Here is a 17,847-nt window from a genome sequence, read left to right as displayed (position 1 = left end):
CCACGCGGGAAAGGCCACGCCAGGGGTCTTCCCCATTTCCGGCGCAAACATGCGATATTTCAGGCTTTGGCCATGGAGGAACAACATGCGTCCGCAGCACATCTTGATCCCCGCCGCACTCGTTTCGCTGGTCGCGGCATCCGCTTTTTCCGAAGAAACCGACCGCTACCGGCTGGAAAAGTCTGACAACGGCTATGTCCGCATGGATACGCAGACAGGCGCGATGTCGATTTGCCAGGAGCGCTCCGGTCAGCTCGTCTGCAAGATGGCGGCCGACGAGCGCGCCGCTTTCCAGGACGAGGTCGATCGCCTGCAGACCTCGATGAAGGCGATGGACGAGCGCGTCACCAAGCTCGAGAATTCGCTCTCCGCCCGCCTCGAATCGAAACTGCCGAGCGAGGAGGATTTCAACAAGACCATGAACTACATGGAGCGCTTCCTGCGCGGCTTCATGGGCATCGTCAAGGATATGGACAAGGACAATGGCGGCGGCCCCCAGCTCAACTCGCAGAAGACATGAGCGTCTGAAGACATGAGCGTCTAAAGTAGGGAAAACGCGGCGCGCTGGCTTTGCCGCTTGAAAACAGCGCGCAGCCCCTCATAATCGTTCATCTGATCCCGGAAAAAGCAGAAAATCATCGGGGGATTCGGGGAGGAACATTTGCCGTCGGGCTATTCTTTCGTCATCGCCGACGATCACCCGCTGTTTCGCGGTGCGCTGCGTGAAGCGCTTGCTGGCATCGGCGACGTCGCCGCGATCCACGAGGCCGGTGATTTCGAGAGCGCCAAGGCGCTGCTCGTGGCCAATGAGGATGTCGACCTGGTGCTGCTCGACCTGTCGATGCCGGGCGCCAGCGGCCTCTCCGGCCTGATCTCGCTACGCGGCATCCATCCGGAGGTGCCGCTGGTGGTGGTGTCGGCGCATGACGATCCGGCGACCATCAGGCGAGCGCTCGATCTCGGCGCGTCCGGTTTCATCTCCAAGTCGGCCAGCATGGAAGAAATCCGCGATGCCGTGCAGTCGGTGCTTGCTGGTGACATTGCAGCACCCGTCGGTGTCGATCTCGGCGTCGAGCGCGATCCCGAGATTTCCGACCTGATCAAGCGGCTGCAGGCGCTGACCCCGCAACAGACCCGCGTGCTCGGCATGCTGGCAGAGGGCCTGCTCAACAAGCAGATCGCCTATGAACTCGGTGTCTCCGAGGCCACCATCAAGGCGCATGTCTCCGCCATCCTGCAGAAGCTCGGCGTCGACAGCCGCACCCAGGCGGTGATCCTGCTGTCCAAGATCGGCAGCGACCCGCTGCAGGCAACCAGCTGACTATTCGGCGGCCGAAGCCAGCGGCCTGACCCTGGCCATCATCGAACGCAGCACGGCCGGCTTCAGCGGCTTGTTGATCACCGGTATCTCGAGCCCGCCCGCGGCCGTGCGTACCTCGTTGGAGCGGTCGGCCGTGACCAGCACGGCCGGCAGATCGTCGCCATGGATCGCGCGCAGCTTGGCGATGATGTCGAGACCGGTTTCGCCGTCCAGATGATAGTCGGCAAGGACGATGTCGGGGCGGTGTATCGTGGCATTCTCCAGTTCCTTTGAGCCTGACACCGTGTCGACATTGCACCCCCAGCCTTCGAGCAGCAGCCGCATGCCTTCGAGGATGCGGGCGTCGTTGTCGATGCAGAGCACGTGCAGCCCGGCCAGGGAAGCGGTCGCACGGGCAGGGGCTCTGGTCTCGATCTCGCGGCGCGGCTCCTGCACGGCCGCCACGGGCAGTATGACGGAAAAACGTGTGCCCTTGCCCGGATTTGAAAAGATCCGGATTTCCAGGCGCAAAACCCGCGCGATGCGGTCGACGATGGAGAGGCCAAGGCCGAGCCCCTCGGCTTCGCGGGCACCTTCGTCCAGCCGGGTGAATTCGTGGAAGACGGTGTTCAGCTTGTCGCCGGCGATGCCGATGCCGGTGTCGATCACCTGGATCTCGGCCAGTTCGCCACGCCGTCGCACACCGACCAGCACACGGCCGTGGCGCGTGTATTTGATGGCGTTGGAGACGAGGTTCTGGATCAGGCGGCGCAACAGGTTGCGGTCCGTCATCACTGTCACCGACGATGGCATGATCGTCAGGCCGAGCTTTTTCTCCGCGGCCATTGGCCGAAAATCATTGCCGATCTGGCGCAGCAATCCGTCGACGTTGAAGGCTGTATCGTCCGGCTTCATCGCGCCGGCATCGAGGCGGGACATGTCGAGCACGGCGCCGAGAATGGTCTCGACCGATTCCAGCGAGGATTCGATGTTGACCGCCGCCTTGCCGGCAGGCCCCTTGCCGGCCTTTTCGATCAGCGAAGAGCAATAGAGCCGGGCGGCGTTCAGCGGCTGCAGGATATCGTGGCCGGCGGCGGCGAGGAAGCGCGTCTTGCCTAGATTGGCCTCTTCGGCCAGCATCTGCGCCTGCGCCAGTTCCTCGTTGACCCGGGTCAGCTCGATGGTGCGGATCTTGACGCGCTGCTCCAGCGATTCATTGGCGCGCTTCAGCGCCAGGTCCTGTTCGACGCGCCCGGAAATGTCGGCGTAGGTGGCGACGATGCCGCCGTCCGGCATCGGGTTGGACCGCAATTCCAGGATGCGGCCGCTGGTCTTCAGCTCCATCTGCCAAGGGCTGACGAAACTGGTCAGCCGGTTGAGCATGGCCACACGCTGATCGGCGGGAATGTCGCCGCGCTCGGCGAGATGGCGCAGGATGCGGTCCAGCGAGACGCCGACCTGGCCCATCTCGTCGGGCAGGTCGAACAGCGCCCGGTACTGGCGGTTCCAGCAGATCAGGCGGAAATCGCGGTCGAAGACGGTGATGCCTTGCTCCATCTGGTCGAGCGCGATCTGCAAGAGGTCACGGTTGTGCTGCAGCGCCTCGGTGGCGTCGTCGAGCAGGCGGAAGGCATCCCTGGATTCGCGGTCGTGGCGCCGGAACAACAGCGACAGGATAAGCCGCGCCGAGGAAGAACCGACGGCGCTGGCCAGTAACTGCTCGGAGAAGCGGATGACGTCCATGCTCGCCTGTTCGTTGCCGTGCAGCGAGGTACCGCTGGTCTTTTCGAAAGACTGGAAGGAACGCTCGGTGCGTTCGACCCCGAGATAGCGCCCGATCGTGTCCTTGAGGTCGTTGACGGTGATGGCGGTGCGGAAGCGGCGCAGGCTGGGCATCGGGCCGGCATCGCGCGGCACGAAGATTGACGCCTGGATGCGTTCCAGCGGCACCGACGCACGCGAGAGGGAACCCAGAACGAAGAACACCGCGTTGATCGACAGGCTCCACAGCACGCCGTGATTCAGCGGCTCGGCGACGGTGCCGAACAGCGCCTGCGGCCGCAGCGCCTCGAAGCCGAACAGCCCCTGCACGATGATATCGGTATCGGGCGCGACGAGCGAGGGCAGCAGCAGTGTGTAGCCCCAGACGAGGATACCGGCGATCATGCCAAGAGCTGCACCCCTGCCGTTGGCGCCGCGCCAGATCAGCCCGCCGATCAGCGACGGCGCGAACTGGGCGATGGCCGCGAAGGACATCAGGCCGATCGACGACAGTCGCGCGCTGTTGGTGCTCTGGCGGTAGTAGAGGAAGGCGATGAACAGCAGGATGAAGATCGCCCCACGCCGCACATTGAGGATGAGCGTCGACCAGTCCTCGGTCTCCGAGGTCGAGGTCTTGAGCAGGCGGCGCACGAACAGCGGAATGACGAGGTCGTTGGAGATCATGATCGACAGCGCCACGCTTTCGACGATCACCATCGCCGTTGCCGCCGACAGACCGCCGATGAAAGCCGCCATCGCCAGCACGTCGTGGCCGCTGAACAGGGGCAGCGACAGCACATAGAGATCGCTGCTGGTTCCGGTGCCGACCAGCGACAGTCCGGCAAAGGCGATCGGCAGCACGAACAGATTGATCGCCACGAGGTAGAGCGGAAACACCCATGTCGCGGTGCGCAACTCGGCCTCGCCGCGGTTCTCGACGATGGTGACGTAGAACTGCCGCGGCAGCATGATGATGGCAAAGCCGCTGAGGCCCGTCAGCACCAGCCATGTGGCGAGCGAGGTGTTGTAGCTCATCGCCTGCCGGACCTGCGCGTTCTGGGCGAGCTTGTCGAACATGTCGCCGGGCCCGCCGAAGATCAGGAAGGTGACCATCAGGCCGATCGCCAGGAAGGTGGCGAGCTTGACCACGGTTTCGACCGCCACCGCCAGCACCAGCCCGTCCTGGTGTTCGGTGGCGTCGGCGTGGCGTGTGCCGAACAGCACCGCAAACAGCGCCAAGAGCATGGCGACGACCAGCGAGATGTCGCTGACGAACGGATCGAAGGAGGGCGGCGAGCCGGTATAGTGCTCGACCATCAGGCTGACAGAGCCGGAAATCGCCTTCAACTGCAGCGCGATATAGGGCACCGCGCCGATCGTGGCGATCAGCGTGGCGATCGCCGAGACGGTAAAGCTCTTGCCATAGCGGGCGCCGAGGAAATCGGCTATCGAGGTGATCTTCTCGGTTTTGGCCAGCCGCACGATGCGGTTGAGCAGCGGAAAGCCGAACACGAACACCAGCACCGGGCCGGTATAGATGCCGAGGAATTCGAGGCCGCGTTCGGAGGAGAGGCCGACCGAGCCGAAGAAGGTCCAGGACGTGCAGTATATGGCAAGGCTGAGCGCGTAGATGAAGGGTCGGGCCCGGCCGGGCCCGGATATCGCCGAGCGGCGGTCGCCCAGGCTGGCAATGGCGAACAGCAGCGTCACATAGGCGATCGCGATGAAGACGATGAACAAGCCTTGCACGCCTGCAATTTCCTCCCTTTGCCGTCTTTTTATCCGGCTTGCCCGAACGCAATCACAGCTTGGCGTCCGAGTCCATCGCGGCTTTGGAAGCATGACCGTTGTTGCGGCATTCGGACAGCGCAACCAAGGTGCGGGGAAGGAAGGAAAAAGCGGTTGTTTTCTCGCTTTTGCCCATGTTGCAACCTCAGGTTTTTGTTATGTTGCCTCTGGGTCGATGCCGCATGGATGGGACATGGTGCGGCCGGTCATGGCAAGGAGGGTCGAATGCTGAAAGAATTCCAGGAATTCATTTCCAAGGGAAACGTGATGGACTTGGCCGTCGGCGTCATCATCGGCGCCGCCTTCGGCAAGATCGTCACGTCGCTGGTCGACGACGTCATCATGCCGATCGTCGGCGCGATCTTCGGTGGGCTGGACTTCAACAACTACTTCTTCGGGCTCTCCTCGGCCGTCAATGCGACATCCTTAGCAGATGCCAAGAAGCAAGGCGCGGTCTTCGCCTATGGCAGCTTCATTACCGCGGTATTGAACTTCCTTATCCTTGCCTTCATCATCTTCCTGATGGTCAAGGCGGTAAACAATATGCGCAGGCGGCTTGAGCGCGAGAAGCCGGCAGCTCCCGCAGCGCCGCCGCCCGCCGACGTCGCGTTGCTCACCGAAATCCGCGACCTGCTCGCCAAGAGATAGACGGTTCAGGTTCTTCTGGACCAAAACCCCGGTCGTTCGCGGCCGGGGTTTTCTGTTTTCGCATCTGTTAAGGAGCGCTAGCCAACGCCTGAGACCGGAACGGATCCGTCCATGACCTTGATCGAAAGTTTGCGCGCCGAAGCCCGCGCGGCGCCAGAGAGCGGCATTGTCGCCGTCGTCAACCACGGCCGCCTGCGCGAGGGCCTGATCCCGCTCTGGGCCGGTGAGGGCGACCTGCCGACGCCCGCCTTCATCAGCGACGCCGCTGCCCGGGGACTGGCCAGCGGCGAGACATTCTACACCTGGCAGAAAGGCATTCCGGAGCTCAGGCAAGCGCTCGCCCGCTACTATGCAAGGCATTTCGGCAAGACCTTCCCTGAAGACGAATTCATCGTCACCGGATCGGGCATGCACGCCATCCAGCTGGCGCTCGACGCGGTCGCCGGCGCCGGCGACGAAGTTGTCTATCTGTCGCCGGCCTGGCCGAATTTCGATGCCGCCGCGGCGATAGCGGGAGCCGTGCCGGTCCCGGTCACGCTCGACCAGTCCGGCAATGGCTGGTCCTGCGATGTCGAGAAGATCGCGGCTTCGATCACGCCGCGCACAAAGGCACTGTTCATCAACACACCGTCGAACCCAACCGGCTGGACCGCCGATCATGAGACCTTGCAAGCGATCCTCGATCTTGCCCGCGCGAAGAACCTTTGGATCATCGCCGACGAAATTTATTCCCTGTTTCACTATGGTCATGGCCGTGCGCCATCCTTCCTCGACATCGCGACGGCGGAAGATCGCATCCTGTTCGTCAACAGTTTCTCCAAGAACTGGGCGATGACTGGCTGGCGTGTCGGCTGGATCAAGACCCATCCCGCCTTGCAGCAGGTGTTCGAGAACCTGATCCAGTATTCGAACTCCGGCGTCGCCCAGTTCATGCAGCGCGGTGCAATCGCCGCCCTCGATGGGGGCGATGCCTTCATTGCCGAACAGGTGGAGCGGGCGCGTGCGGCGCGTGACCTGGTCTGCGGCATCCTCGGTGCCACCGGCCGCGCCCGGTTCACCGTGCCGCAGGGCGCGTTCTATTTGTTCTTTACGGTAGACGGCATTACCGATTCACGCGCCGCCGCTTTCGAGATCGTCGACAAGGCCAATGTCGGCCTGGCGCCCGGCACAGCCTTCGGCCCCGGCGGCGAAGCCTTCCTCAGGTTGTGCTTCCACCGCCGCCTCGACCAGGTCGAGGAAGCAGCGCACCGGCTGGCAAAGTGGATGAAGGCCGTCTAGCTAAGCCGCCGACGAAGCCCGGATTGAAAATCGCTCCGGCGAGTGAGCTGGGCTTCGATCATCGGGCGCAGGTCCGTGAGCACCAGAAGCGCAGAAACCCGCGTCAGATGGCCGTCGGAGTAGAGTTTCAGACGGGCTTCAGCCGCCGGACTTGGGCACCAGCAAGGGAATGACGCGGTCGCTCTCGGCCACCGAGGGCCGGCCTGCCGAACCATAGGGGATGCCCAGCGCATCCCAGGTCTCGACCAGCGCATCCTGCAGTGCCGCGATCAGTGCGTCGGTATGGAAGGGCGTCGGCGTGATGCGCAGCCGTTCCGTGCCGCGCGGTACGGTCGGATAGTTGATCGGCTGGATGTAAATGCCGTGTACGCCAAGCAGGCGATCGCTCGCCATCTTGCAAAGTTCCGGATCGCCGACCAGCAGCGGCACGATGTGAGTCGGCGATTCCATCACCGGCAGGCCGGCGGCGGAAAGGATCTGCTTGGTTCGCGTCGCCTGCTGTTGCTGGGCATCGCGCTCGGCCTGCGAGCGTTTTAGGTGGCGGATCGAGGCGGTGGTGGCGGCGGCGATCGCCGGCGGCAGCGCCGTGGTGAAGATGAAGCCCGGCGCATAGGAGCGCACCGCGTCGATCACCGCGCTTGTGCCGGTGATGTACCCGCCCAGCGTGCCGAACGCCTTGGCCAGCGTGCCCTGGATGATATCGATACGATCTGCCAGTCCCTCGCGCTCGGTGATGCCGCCGCCGCGCAGTCCGTACATGCCGACGGCATGGACCTCGTCGATATAGGTCATGGCGTTGTAGCGCTCGGCGAGCTCGACGATCTGCTTTATCGGCGCGATGTCGCCATCCATCGAATAGACGCTCTCGAAGACGATCAGCTTGGCGCGCTCGCGGCCCGCCGCCTGCAGCAGGCTTTCCAGATGCGCGACATCATTGTGGCGGAAGATCTTCTTCTCGGCGCCGGAGCGCCGCACGCCTTCGATCATCGAGGCGTGGTTCAGTTCGTCCGAGATGATCAGGCAGTTGGGCAAAAGCCGGGCAATGGTCGAGATCGAGGCCTCGTTGGAGACAAAACCGGAGGTGAAGACGAGTGCGGCTTCCTTGTCGTGCAGGTCGGCAAGCTCCACTTCGAGCTCAACCAGCGGGTTGCTGGTGCCCGAAATGTTGCGGGTGCCACCGGCGCCCGACCCCATCCGGCCGGCCGCGTTCTGGAACGCGGCGATGACGTCGGGATGCTGGCCCATGCCGAGATAGTCGTTGGAGCACCAGACGGTGATTTCCTCGGCGCGGCCATTGGCACGCCAGATGGCCCGCGGGAACTTGCCTGCGATACGTTCCAGGTCGGCGAAGACGCGATAGCGACGCTCTGCATGGAGCTGGTCGATCGCTTCCTCGAAGAACCGCTGATAGTTCATGTCGGCTTCCCAATTTTTGCGCGGGATCATAGTCATTGCCCTATTGGTCGTCCACCGGGCCTTTTTGGTCAAAATGCCACGCCCCGGTCCTGTTCCTAACGACCACGGATCGTGGCCTATTCCCTTGATGTGGATCAACTTTGTTTCAGGATGATGCCACATGCCGACCATGCCGGTTACCACGGCTTGTAGTGGCCATCCGGCAGGCTTTCCAGTAAGGCGGTGTTTGAGACAGTTTCCGATAAATCTTGAGATGCGAGGAAGCGGATGACGGTTTTGGTGACAGGCGGTGCCGGTTACATCGGCAGCCACATGGTCTGGGAGTTGCTGGATGCCGGCGAGAGTGTGGTCGTGCTCGACCGTCTTTCGACCGGCTTCGAATGGGCGGTGGCGCCGGAGGCGAAGCTGGTCGTCGGCGACGTCGCCGACAGGGAACTGGTTGGCTCGATCATCAGGGACAACAAGGTCGACGCGATCATCCATTTCGCCGGTTCGATCGTGGTCCCGGAATCGGTCGCCGACCCGCTCGGCTATTACGAGAACAACACCTCCAAGACGCGCACGCTGATCGAAACCGCGGTGCGCGAAGGCGTGCCCAACTTCATCTTTTCCTCGACCGCCGCCGTCTATGGCGGCGCCGGACTGGAGCCGGTGCGCGAGGATGCCCGCCTGGCGCCGGAATCGCCCTATGGCCTGTCCAAGCTGATGAGCGAATGGATGCTGCGCGACGCGGCGATCGCGCACGGCCTGCGCTATACCGTGCTGCGCTACTTCAACGTCGCCGGCGCCGATCCGAAGGGTCGCACCGGCCAGTCGACGCCGGGCGCCACCCATCTGATCAAGGTCGCCTGCGAGACGGCGCTCGGCAAGCGCCCCTTCATGCAGGTGTTCGGCACCGACTATCCGACGCCGGACGGCACCTGCATGCGCGACTATATTCATGTCAGCGATCTGGCGGCGGCGCATCGCCTTGCCTTGCAGCGGCTGCGCGCCGGGGGCACGAGCCTGGTTGCCAATTGCGGCTACAGCCATGGCTATTCGGTGCTCGAGGTCATCGACAGCGTACGCCGCGTCTTCGGCCATGATCTCGAGGTGAAGATGGGCGATCGGCGCCCAGGCGACGCCGCGGCGGTGGTTGCCAATTCGGATCTCGCCCGCGCGGAACTCGGCTGGACCCCGCAACGCGACGATCTCGACCAGATCGTTGCCGATGCGCTCGCCTGGGAGCGTATCCTGACCGGCAAGAACTCCGCACGGAGCTGAGCCGGCGGCTTTTTCCCCCAGGGCTCGCAAGGCGCTCAGCGAAGCGCTATTGAAGGCATTCGCAAGGCGTGGAGGCGCCGCGAGGGATTCTTGGGGGATGGCATGAAAATCACGGTGCTCGGAGCCGGCGTTGTCGGTACGGCGGCCGCCTATTATCTGGCCAGCGATGGCCACGAGGTCACCGTGATCGAGCGCCATCCGGCGCCGGCGCGCGGCACCAGCCAGTCGAATGCCGGCCTGGTGTCACCCGGCGATGCTACCGCCTGGGCTTCACCGGCGGCGCTGAAGACGTTTCTGCGCGGGCTCTACAATCACGACCTCGGCATCAAGGTGCGGCTGCGCTTCGATCCCTATTTCCTCGGCTGGAGCCTGCGCTTCCTGCGACAGTGCACAAAAGAGCGCCTGCGCGCCAACAGCCGGGTCAAGCTGCGCCTGGCGCTTTATTCGCGCGACTGCATCAACGCCATCTCCGCCGACACGGGCATCGGCTATGACGAGCGCAAGAAGGGCATCCTCTATTTCTTTCGCTCGCAGCACAGTCTCGACACTGGCACCGACAATTATCGCTATCTGGCCGAGCATGGCCTGCCGATCGAGATCGTCGGCCGCGACCGGCTGATCGAGCTTGAGCCGGGTCTTGCCGGAGTAAAGGAAAAGATCGCCGGCGGCGTCTATTCGCCGATCGACCAGACCGGTGATTCCCGGCAGTTCGTGGAAAAGCTCGCTGCTTATGCCGCCGAGAAACTCGGCGTGACATTTCTCTACGGCACCACGGTCGAGGGCCTCGACATAGAGGGTGACCGGGTGCGCGCGGTGATGACCTCGGCCGGACGGGTTCTCGGCGATGCCGTGGTCATCTCGATGGGGCCGGAAAGCGGCCTGCTCGGCCGCCGCCACGGCATCGACCTACCCGTCTACCCCGTGAAGGGCTACACGGCGACGATCCCGCTGGAGGACGAGAACAAGGGTCCGACGATGGGCGGTGCCGATGAGGACCAGCTCATCGCCTATTCCAGGCTGGGCAACCGGCTGCGGCTGGCTTCGACCGCCGAATTCACCGGTTTCGACCGTACCTTCCGGCCGAGCGATTTCGCCGCCATGTTCAGGACCGGCAAGGACCTGTTCCCAGGCGCCTTCGACGAGAAGAAGGCCGAGCTGTGGGCGGGCCTGCGGCCGACGATGCCGAACTCGGTGCCGGTCATCGGCCAGGCGCGCTACAAAAACCTCTATCTCGACACCGGCCATGGCCATGTCGGCTGGACCATGGCCTGCGGCTCGGGGAAATTCCTTGCCGACCTCGTCGCGGGCCGCAAGCCGGAGATCGACCCGCAAGGGCTGGTCTACGGGGGATAGGATGTCGGGACCGCAAGTCGCCATCGACCTTGGCCGCATCGAGCGCAACGCCCGCACCATCGTCGAGCGCTGCGCGCTCTCGGGCATCAAGGTCTTCGGCGTCACCAAGGGAACCTGCGGCATGCCGCAGGTGGCGCGCGCCATGCTGCGCGGCGGTGTCGCCGGCATCGCCGAATCCCGCTTCGAGAACATCCGCCGGCTGCGCGACAGCGGCATCAACGCACCGATCATGCTGTTGCGAAGCCCGCCGATGGCGCGCGTCGAAGAGGTGGTGCGCACCGTCGACATCAGCCTGCAATCGGAATTGAGCACCATTCGCGAGATCTCGCGCATCGCCGAGCGCATGGGCCGCGTCCACGACATCATGCTGATGATCGACCTTGGCGACCTCCGCGAGGGCATCTGGCCGAGCGACCTGATACCGACGGTCGAGCAGATCCTGGCGCTCAAGGGCGTGCGCGTCGCCGGCATCGGCACCAATCTCGGCTGCTTCGGCGCCATCATGCCGACCGAGGAAAACGTCGGGCAATTGGTCGCCCATGCCTACAAGACCGAACGCCTGTCCGGCAAAAGCCTCGACTGGATATCAGGCGGGGCCTCGTCGTCGCTGCCGCTGCTGCTCGAAGGCAAGCTGCCGGCCGGTATCAACAATCTGCGCGTCGGCGAGGCGATCCTGCAAGGCGGCGTCGAGACTTTCCGCGACACGCCATGGGCCGAGCTCGAACCCGATGCCTGCCGGCTGACCAGCGATATCATCGAGGTCAAGCTGAAGCCGTCTCGGCCGATCGGCCAGTCCGGCTACGATGCCTTCGGCAACCAGCCGGTCTTCCCCGACGAGGGTGACAGGCTGCGCGCCATCGCCAATATCGGCCGCGAGGACGTGCTGGTCGAGGGGCTGACGCCGATTGCCAAGGGGATAAGGGTGCTCGGCGCCTCCAGCGATCACCTGCTGCTGGATGTGCAGGATGCCGACCCGCCGCCGGCCGTCGGCGACCGCGTCGCCTTCCGCATGAGCTACGGCGCCATGCTTCTGGCGATGACCTCGGAATATGTCGAGAAGGCCCCGATGCACGACGTCGAGGATTTTTCCGGCCGCAAGATGGTGTCGATATCCGCCGAACAGGAAGCCGCCGGCATCCTGGCCCGGGAGCGCACCGGCGCGCGGCTGGAAGCGATGAATTTCGACGTGGTGGAACTCGCCGATGTCGAGCGACCGCCTTCAGGGCTGATCCGGCTGAGCGCCGGCGCCGATCGCTGCATCGCGCACAAGGCGCTGACCGCAACGGCACGCGCGACGCACTCCTTCGGTCTGATCTGGATCGATTCCATCGCAGCCCTCATGCCCGAGGACGAGGACGGCATCGACTTGCCGGAAGGCTCGGTGCTGGCGCGCACGCTCGGCCTCGATCACAAGCCGGGCGCGCTGCAGCCGCAGCTGTCGCCGGAAAATGTCGTCATCGTCGGCCTGCGCCATGCCGATCCGGCCGAAGCGCGGGTGCTGAAGGATTCGCGCGTTTCGGCCTTCACTATGACCGACATCGATGCCATGGGCATGCGCGACCTGATGCATGAGGCGATCCGCATCGCCACATCAGGCACGCAGGGCTTCCATGTCAGCTATTCGCCGACGGCGACCGAATTCGCCGGCTGGGCCGCGGGCTCCGGCGGGCTGACGGTGCGCGAAACGCACCAGGCGATGGAAGCGATCGCGCTCTCCGGCGGTCTGCTGTCGATGGATGTTTCGGGCCTGGCAACGGATCTCGAGCCTCGGATCGGCACCGACGTGATCAATTTCGTCATGTCGGCTTTCGGCAAGCGGATATTGTAGTCAGCCCTGCGTCTCAAGCGCTGCGCGCCATGTGCCAGCATATTCGGCCCACGCCCTGTCAGCCGGCGGCACGGTTCGTTCGCCCTTGCCTCGTGCCGCTACCGGGCCCGATGCAAGCAGCGCGGCACCGATGCTGGTGCCCGTGGCGGCCTCCGAAGCGACGACGGCGCGCACTGTCGCTGCCGCCAGCATGCCGACAAAGAGCCGGTTGCGGGCAAAGGGACCTTCGACAATGGTCGGACCGTCAGCGCCGATCAGGTCGAGGCAGGTCGCCGTCATCAGCGCCAGATAGAACGAGATGGCGGCAAAGCGCTCGCCGCTGTTCATCCCGTCAGCGTTGAGCCAAGTCGCGGCCCGATGCGGGAACGGCCCGGAACCTTGCTGGGTCGATGGCAGCAGCAACGCCTTTCGCGCCAGCACGGCGCCGACATCATCTTCGGTCCACGTCTCCGGCTGGCCTTCCGTCAGTACTGAGAACTCGCGGCCGCCCATGAAGCGGGCCGAGGGGACGGGATTGCCGAGCGCGTTGACATTGACCAGCGTGTCGCGCGCGGCATCGAGAACAATCTGTTTGCCGCCGACCGCCATGGACACCACCCAGGTGCCGGTCGAGACCACGGAGAAGGGCGGCGTGTCGGACAGGAGATGCGGCAGCAGTGAGGCGTTGGAATCGTGCAGGCCACAGAACACCGGCGTTTGCGGATCGAGGCCGGTTCGCGCGGCAAGCGCGGGCAGGATCGGGCCGAGCCGGTCCCCGGCTGGCCGTACCGGCGCCATCAGACGTCGCCACTCCAGCCTGTCGACCAATGATGAAAAGTCCGCTGTCCACGGGTTCCACAGATCGGTGTGGCAACCGAGCGATGTCACCTCGTTGGCGGCGACGCCGGTCAGCCGCAAGGCCCAGTATTGCGGGTACATCAGCATCGCCGTGGCCTTGGCGAAGTCCGCCGGGAAGCTTTTCCGCTGCCAGAAGAATTGTGCGCCGAGATTGAGGCCGAGCGGCAGGCGCGGCGTGCCGGTCTCGGCGAAAGGCGGCCGGATCGCGTCATAGTCCGCCGCCAAGCTGTCGGGGCCATCGAATTCGTAATCCAGGACCGGCAGCACCAACTCGCCCGAGGCATCGACCAGCGCCCCCGTCGCGCCATGAGTGGTGATCGATATGGCGTCGATGCGCTGTTCGCGGTTGAGACCGGCAAGGCTGTCGAGGATGAACGTCCACAAGGCCTCGACATCGTGATGCGGGTAAGGTGCTCGCCGAACCGGCGCATTCGCCATGCGGCGCAGCGCCACCTCGCTCAACGTCGGGAGGTCGACCAGCGCCACCTTGGCGTTGGTCTTGCCGATGTCGATGACGGCGATGTGGCGCATCGCGCTCATGCCATATGGAACACGGTTTCCAGCGGCACGGCCACCGGCTCGTTGTCCGGCTTGGTCTCCATGAGGTCGGCCATGTGTGCCCACCAGCGCTGCATCACCGGATGCTTCGGCAGATCGTCCATGCCATGGCCGTCTCGCCGCCAGAGCACGCCGAACAGAGTGCCGGTCTCTTCGTCGAGATGGATGGAGTAATCGGAGACGCCGGCCTGCTTCAGCAATGCGACCAGCGACGGCCAGATCTCATCGTGACGCTTCTTGTACTCGGCCTTCATGCCGGGCTTGAGCTTCATCTTGAACGCGTATTTCTCCGGCATCAGCGCCCTCCGCGCAGCCGCCGCCAGACGATCGGCAGCGCGATGACGATAATCAGGAGCAGGCCGATGAAGATCGACATGACAATGCCGGGCACGTTGAGCAGGCCCAGCCCGAAAGTCACCAGCCCCATGATGAAGGCGGCGAGCACGACGCCTAGGATGCTGCCGGCGCCGCCGAGAATGCTGACACCGCCGAGCACCACCATGGTGATGACTTCGAGTTCGTAACCCTGCGCGATCGACGGCCGCGTCGAGCCGAGCCGCGAGGTGATCAGCACCGAGGCGATGCCCGACATCAAGCCGGTCAGGCAGAACAGGATGAACTTGATGCGACCGACGCGCACGCCGGAAAACTGCGCCGCGACCGGGTTGTTGCCGATGGCGAAGACGCGGCGCCCGAAACTCGTCCGATGCAGCACGAACCAGTAGACGACCGCCGCGACAAGGAAGAGCACCAGTTCGAACGACACCACCCACCAGACGTAGCCCTGGCCAAAGAAAGCGAAGCTTTCCGGATAGCCCTTGTAGGCCTGGTCGCCGAGGATGATGAAGGCGATGCCGCGAAACAGGCTCATCGTGCCGATGGTGACGACGATGGATGGCAGGCCGAGCCTCGTGACCAGCAGCCCGTTGAAGGCGCCGCAGCCGAGCCCGACGACGATGCCGATCAGCACCAGCACCGGTGTGCCGGCGCCGGCCTGCACCGCCATGCCCATCATGGTCGAGGCAAGCGCGATGATCGCGGCGACCGACAGGTCGATCTCGCCCGAAATGATCAGCAGCGCCATGGCGAAGGCGATCAGGCCCTTTTCGGTGAAGTTGAAGGTGAGATCCGACAGCGAGTACGGGTCAAGGAAATAGGGCGAGGCGAAACTGTTGATGGCGAAGATGGCGACCGCCACCACGACCAGCAGTGCTTCCCAGGAAAAGATCGCCGAACTGAACGGCTTGTCGAGCCGGTCGGGAATATGGCGCGGGGCAGGGATTTCGGTCATACCGCCTCCATCTTTCTCAGGATGATGCGGCCCTGCTGGCGTTCGCCGCGCGCGTTGAGCACGACGGCGACAATGATGGCGCTGCCCGAAATCGCCATCTGCCAGAAGGGCGAAATGTTGATGACCGGCAGGGCGTTGGAAATGATGCCGAGGAACAGCGCGCCGAGCACCGCGCCGCCGACCGAGCCGATGCCGCCGGCGATCGAGATGCCGCCGATGACGCAGGCGGCGATGATGTTGAGCTCATAGCCGTTGGCGACCTCCACCGAGGCGATCACATAACGCGAGATCCAGAGATAGCCGGAGAGTCCGCCGATCATGCCGGAGATGCAGAAGACGATGAATTTCGTCCGGCCGACATCGATGCCGGCATAGACCGACGCCGTCGGGTTGACGCCGATGGCATAGATCGAGCGGCCCAGCGCCGTGCGCGTCACCAACACGAAGAACAGCGCGATGACCAGGATGGCGATCCAGGACAGAACCGGGATGCCGAGGAAGGCCGCGCGCTGAAAGCCGATGAAGTCGGGGCTCATCTTGTCGGCATTGACCCAGGCGCCACCGGACAGGACGAAAGTGGCGCCGCGATAGATGGTCAGCGTGCCCAATGTCACCACGATCGAAGGGATGTTCAGCCGCCACACCAGCAGGCCGTTGATGGCGCCGAGCACCAGTCCGACGGCCAGCGCAATGACGATCAGCAGCGGGATCGGGATTGCCGGGTGCGCCGCGTTGAGCATCGCCACCACCATTCCGGTGAAGCAGAGGTTGGACGCCATCGACAGGTCGATCGAGCGGGTCAGGATGACAACCATCTGGCCGAGCGCCAGGATCATCAGGATCGAGGTGTCGTTGAACACCTGCCGCAGATTGCCGGGGTCGGCGAAGGCCGGGAAGCGTGTCGAGATCAGGCCGATCAGCACGACGATGGCCGCGAGCAGCCAGATTTCGCGGTATTTCAAGAAAGCCTTCATGCCGCGATTCCTGCTGCCGTCCTGACCAGTGTCTCGGCATCCAGTCCCTTGTTGTCATAGACCGCCGCGACGAGACCTTCGCGCATGACGACGACGCGGTCGGACATGCCGAGGATTTCAGGCAGTTCCGACGACACCATGATCACCGACAGGCCCTGCGCCACCAGCTCGGCCATGAAGCCGTGCACGGCGGCCTTGGAGCCGATGTCGATGCCCTTGGTAGGCTCGTCGAGGATGATCACCTTGGGCTCGGTCGCCAGCCATTTGGCGATGACGATCTTCTGCTGGTTGCCGCCCGACAGCGTTCCGACATCCTGGCTGAGCGAGGAGGCCCTGAGGTCAAGCCGCTCGGTGTAGGAGCGGGCCAGCGAGAACTCCTCCGCCAGCCGCAGCAGGCCTGATCTGGAGGTGCGCTTGAGCGAGGGCAGCGAGACATTCTGGAAGATCGGCAGGCCGATCACCACGCCCTGCTTGCCGCGCTCCTCGGGCACATAGACGATGCCGGCATCGATGGAATCCGCCGCCGATTTCGGCGCGATCGTCTTGCCCTCCAGCGTGATCGTGCCACCTGACGTGCGGGTGATGCCTGAGATCGCTTGCATGACCTCGCTGCGCCCGGCGCCGACAAGGCCGTAGAAGCCGAGGATCTCGCCCTTGTGCAGCTCGAAGCCGATATCATTGAACTCGGTCGGGTGCGACAGGCCGGTGACGGAGAGCACGGGCGCGCCGATCTCGGCCTTGCGTTGCGGAAAGATGTGGTCGACGGAGCGGCCAACCATCATGCGCACGATCTGGCTCTGGCCGGCATCCTTGATCAGGCCTTCGCCGACCATCTCGCCGTCGCGGAACACCGTGTAGCGGTCGGCGATGCGGTAGATCTCGTCGAACTTGTGGCTGATGAACAGGATCGCCTTGCCTTCGCCCTTGAGGAACTCGATGAGCAGGAAAAGCTCCTCGATCTCCTTCATCGACAGCGCCGCGGTCGGCTCGTCCATAATGACGATCTGCGCGTCGATAGACATGGCGCGGGCGACGGCAACCAGATGCTTGTTGGCTATGCCGAGGTCCTTCAGCCGCGCGTCGGCACCGATGTGGCCGGCATGCATGGTGTCGAGAACTTCGCGCGCATTTTTGCGCATCGTGCGCCAGTCGATGGTGCCGAAACGCGTGCGCGGCGCGTGGCCGAGAAAGATGTTTTCGGCGACCGTCAAATCATCGAACAGCACGGTTTCCTGATGGATGGCGGTGACGCCATGGCCGAAGGCGGCGTGCGCGCTGGGCAGAGTGACGGCCTGGCCGTCAATGCTGATGGTGCCGGCGTCGGGCTGGTAGATGCCGGTCATGATCTTGACCAATGTCGACTTGCCGGCGCCGTTTTCGCCGATAAGTGCTGTCACCTGGCCCGGATAGAGCGACAGGCTGACATTGTGCAGCGCGCGCACGCCGGGAAAGCTCTTCGAGATGCCGGACAGCGTCAGGCGTGGGGTGGAGCCCAGGGGCCCCTCCTTTGCCGCGCCGTGTTGGGCTGTCGTGTCCATGGTCGTATCAAGCC

At 64.1% G+C, this 17,847-nt stretch carries 15 protein-coding genes; 7 read left to right on the top strand and 8 right to left on the bottom strand.

Annotation, left to right across the window (positions count from 1 at the left end; all coding sequences use genetic code 11):
• The first annotated feature begins 85 nt into the window (after positions 1-85).
• Both AC56QQ_RS33110 and AC56QQ_RS33105 read left to right on the top strand, forming a co-directional pair.
• Entirely contained in the window at positions 86-520 is a 435-nt protein-coding gene (locus AC56QQ_RS33110) for a hypothetical protein (RefSeq protein ID WP_497124789.1), read from the top strand.
• 141 nt (positions 521-661) lie between these two features.
• Positions 662-1,321 (top strand): response regulator transcription factor, encoded by a 660-nt coding sequence (locus AC56QQ_RS33105; RefSeq protein ID WP_489859412.1) that lies wholly within the window; start codon positions 662-664, stop codon positions 1,319-1,321.
• Here the strand turns inward: AC56QQ_RS33105 and AC56QQ_RS33100 are convergent, their stop codons facing one another.
• Both AC56QQ_RS33100 and AC56QQ_RS33095 read right to left on the bottom strand, forming a co-directional pair.
• Positions 1,322-4,810, bottom strand: a complete 3,489-nt coding sequence (locus tag AC56QQ_RS33100) for a PAS domain-containing hybrid sensor histidine kinase/response regulator (protein ID WP_497124788.1) — start codon at positions 4,808-4,810, stop codon at positions 1,322-1,324.
• Positions 4,811-4,862: 52 nt separating this feature from the next.
• The gene (locus tag AC56QQ_RS33095; RefSeq protein WP_497124787.1) at positions 4,863-4,985 is read right to left on the bottom strand and encodes a hypothetical protein; all 123 of its coding nucleotides are present in this window, start codon (positions 4,983-4,985) and stop codon (positions 4,863-4,865) included.
• An 89-nt stretch (positions 4,986-5,074) separates the two neighbouring features.
• Between AC56QQ_RS33095 and mscL the strand changes: the two genes are divergently transcribed.
• Positions 5,075-5,497: a large conductance mechanosensitive channel protein MscL gene (gene mscL, locus AC56QQ_RS33090; protein WP_489859415.1), complete on the top strand. Its 423-nt coding sequence runs from the start codon at positions 5,075-5,077 to the stop codon at positions 5,495-5,497.
• A gap of 111 nt (positions 5,498-5,608) precedes the next feature.
• Positions 5,609-6,775, top strand: a complete 1,167-nt coding sequence (locus AC56QQ_RS33085) for a pyridoxal phosphate-dependent aminotransferase (RefSeq protein WP_497124786.1) — start codon at positions 5,609-5,611, stop codon at positions 6,773-6,775.
• 138 nt (positions 6,776-6,913) lie between these two features.
• Here AC56QQ_RS33085 and hemA read toward each other — a convergent pair whose 3' ends face one another.
• The gene (gene hemA / locus AC56QQ_RS33080; protein ID WP_497124784.1) at positions 6,914-8,191 is read right to left on the bottom strand and encodes a 5-aminolevulinate synthase; all 1,278 of its coding nucleotides are present in this window, start codon (positions 8,189-8,191) and stop codon (positions 6,914-6,916) included.
• A 267-nt stretch (positions 8,192-8,458) separates the two neighbouring features.
• Between hemA and galE the strand changes: the two genes are divergently transcribed.
• The 3 genes from galE (at position 8,459) to AC56QQ_RS33065 (ending at position 12,635) form a co-directional block, all read left to right on the top strand.
• Positions 8,459-9,454 (top strand): UDP-glucose 4-epimerase GalE, encoded by a 996-nt coding sequence (gene galE / locus AC56QQ_RS33075; RefSeq protein WP_497124783.1) that lies wholly within the window; start codon positions 8,459-8,461, stop codon positions 9,452-9,454.
• A 102-nt stretch (positions 9,455-9,556) separates the two neighbouring features.
• Entirely contained in the window at positions 9,557-10,807 is a 1,251-nt protein-coding gene (locus tag AC56QQ_RS33070; protein ID WP_497124781.1) for a D-amino acid dehydrogenase, read from the top strand.
• A gap of 1 nt (position 10,808) precedes the next feature.
• Complete coding sequence (locus AC56QQ_RS33065; RefSeq protein ID WP_497124780.1) at positions 10,809-12,635, top strand: alanine racemase; 1,827 nt, start codon at positions 10,809-10,811, stop codon at positions 12,633-12,635.
• Here the strand turns inward: AC56QQ_RS33065 and AC56QQ_RS33060 are convergent, their stop codons facing one another.
• From AC56QQ_RS33060 to AC56QQ_RS33040, 5 genes are read right to left on the bottom strand one after another with little or no spacing between them, the layout of a single operon-like run.
• A complete protein-coding gene (locus AC56QQ_RS33060; RefSeq protein WP_497124779.1) occupies positions 12,636-14,012 on the bottom strand; it encodes an FGGY-family carbohydrate kinase in 1,377 nt (458 codons plus the stop codon). It abuts the gene before it with no gap.
• Positions 14,009-14,326 (bottom strand): L-rhamnose mutarotase, encoded by a 318-nt coding sequence (gene rhaM / locus AC56QQ_RS33055; RefSeq protein ID WP_497124777.1) that lies wholly within the window; start codon positions 14,324-14,326, stop codon positions 14,009-14,011. Before rhaM ends, AC56QQ_RS33060 begins: the two co-directional genes overlap by 4 nt.
• On the bottom strand, positions 14,326-15,321 hold the full coding sequence (locus AC56QQ_RS33050) for an ABC transporter permease (RefSeq protein WP_497124776.1): 996 nt from the start codon (positions 15,319-15,321) through the stop codon (positions 14,326-14,328). The genes rhaM and AC56QQ_RS33050 overlap by 1 nt, the downstream gene beginning before the upstream one ends.
• Positions 15,318-16,295: an ABC transporter permease gene (locus AC56QQ_RS33045; RefSeq protein WP_497124774.1), complete on the bottom strand. Its 978-nt coding sequence runs from the start codon at positions 16,293-16,295 to the stop codon at positions 15,318-15,320. The genes AC56QQ_RS33050 and AC56QQ_RS33045 overlap by 4 nt, the downstream gene beginning before the upstream one ends.
• Positions 16,292-17,833 (bottom strand): sugar ABC transporter ATP-binding protein, encoded by a 1,542-nt coding sequence (locus AC56QQ_RS33040; protein WP_497124773.1) that lies wholly within the window; start codon positions 17,831-17,833, stop codon positions 16,292-16,294. The genes AC56QQ_RS33045 and AC56QQ_RS33040 overlap by 4 nt, the downstream gene beginning before the upstream one ends.
• Positions 17,834-17,847 lie beyond the last annotated feature (14 nt).

Source organism: Mesorhizobium sp. RCAM 05099 (assembly GCF_059683685.1).
The sequence above is the reverse complement of the archived record's forward strand: the minus strand, read 5'-3'. Positions and strand labels throughout refer to the sequence as shown.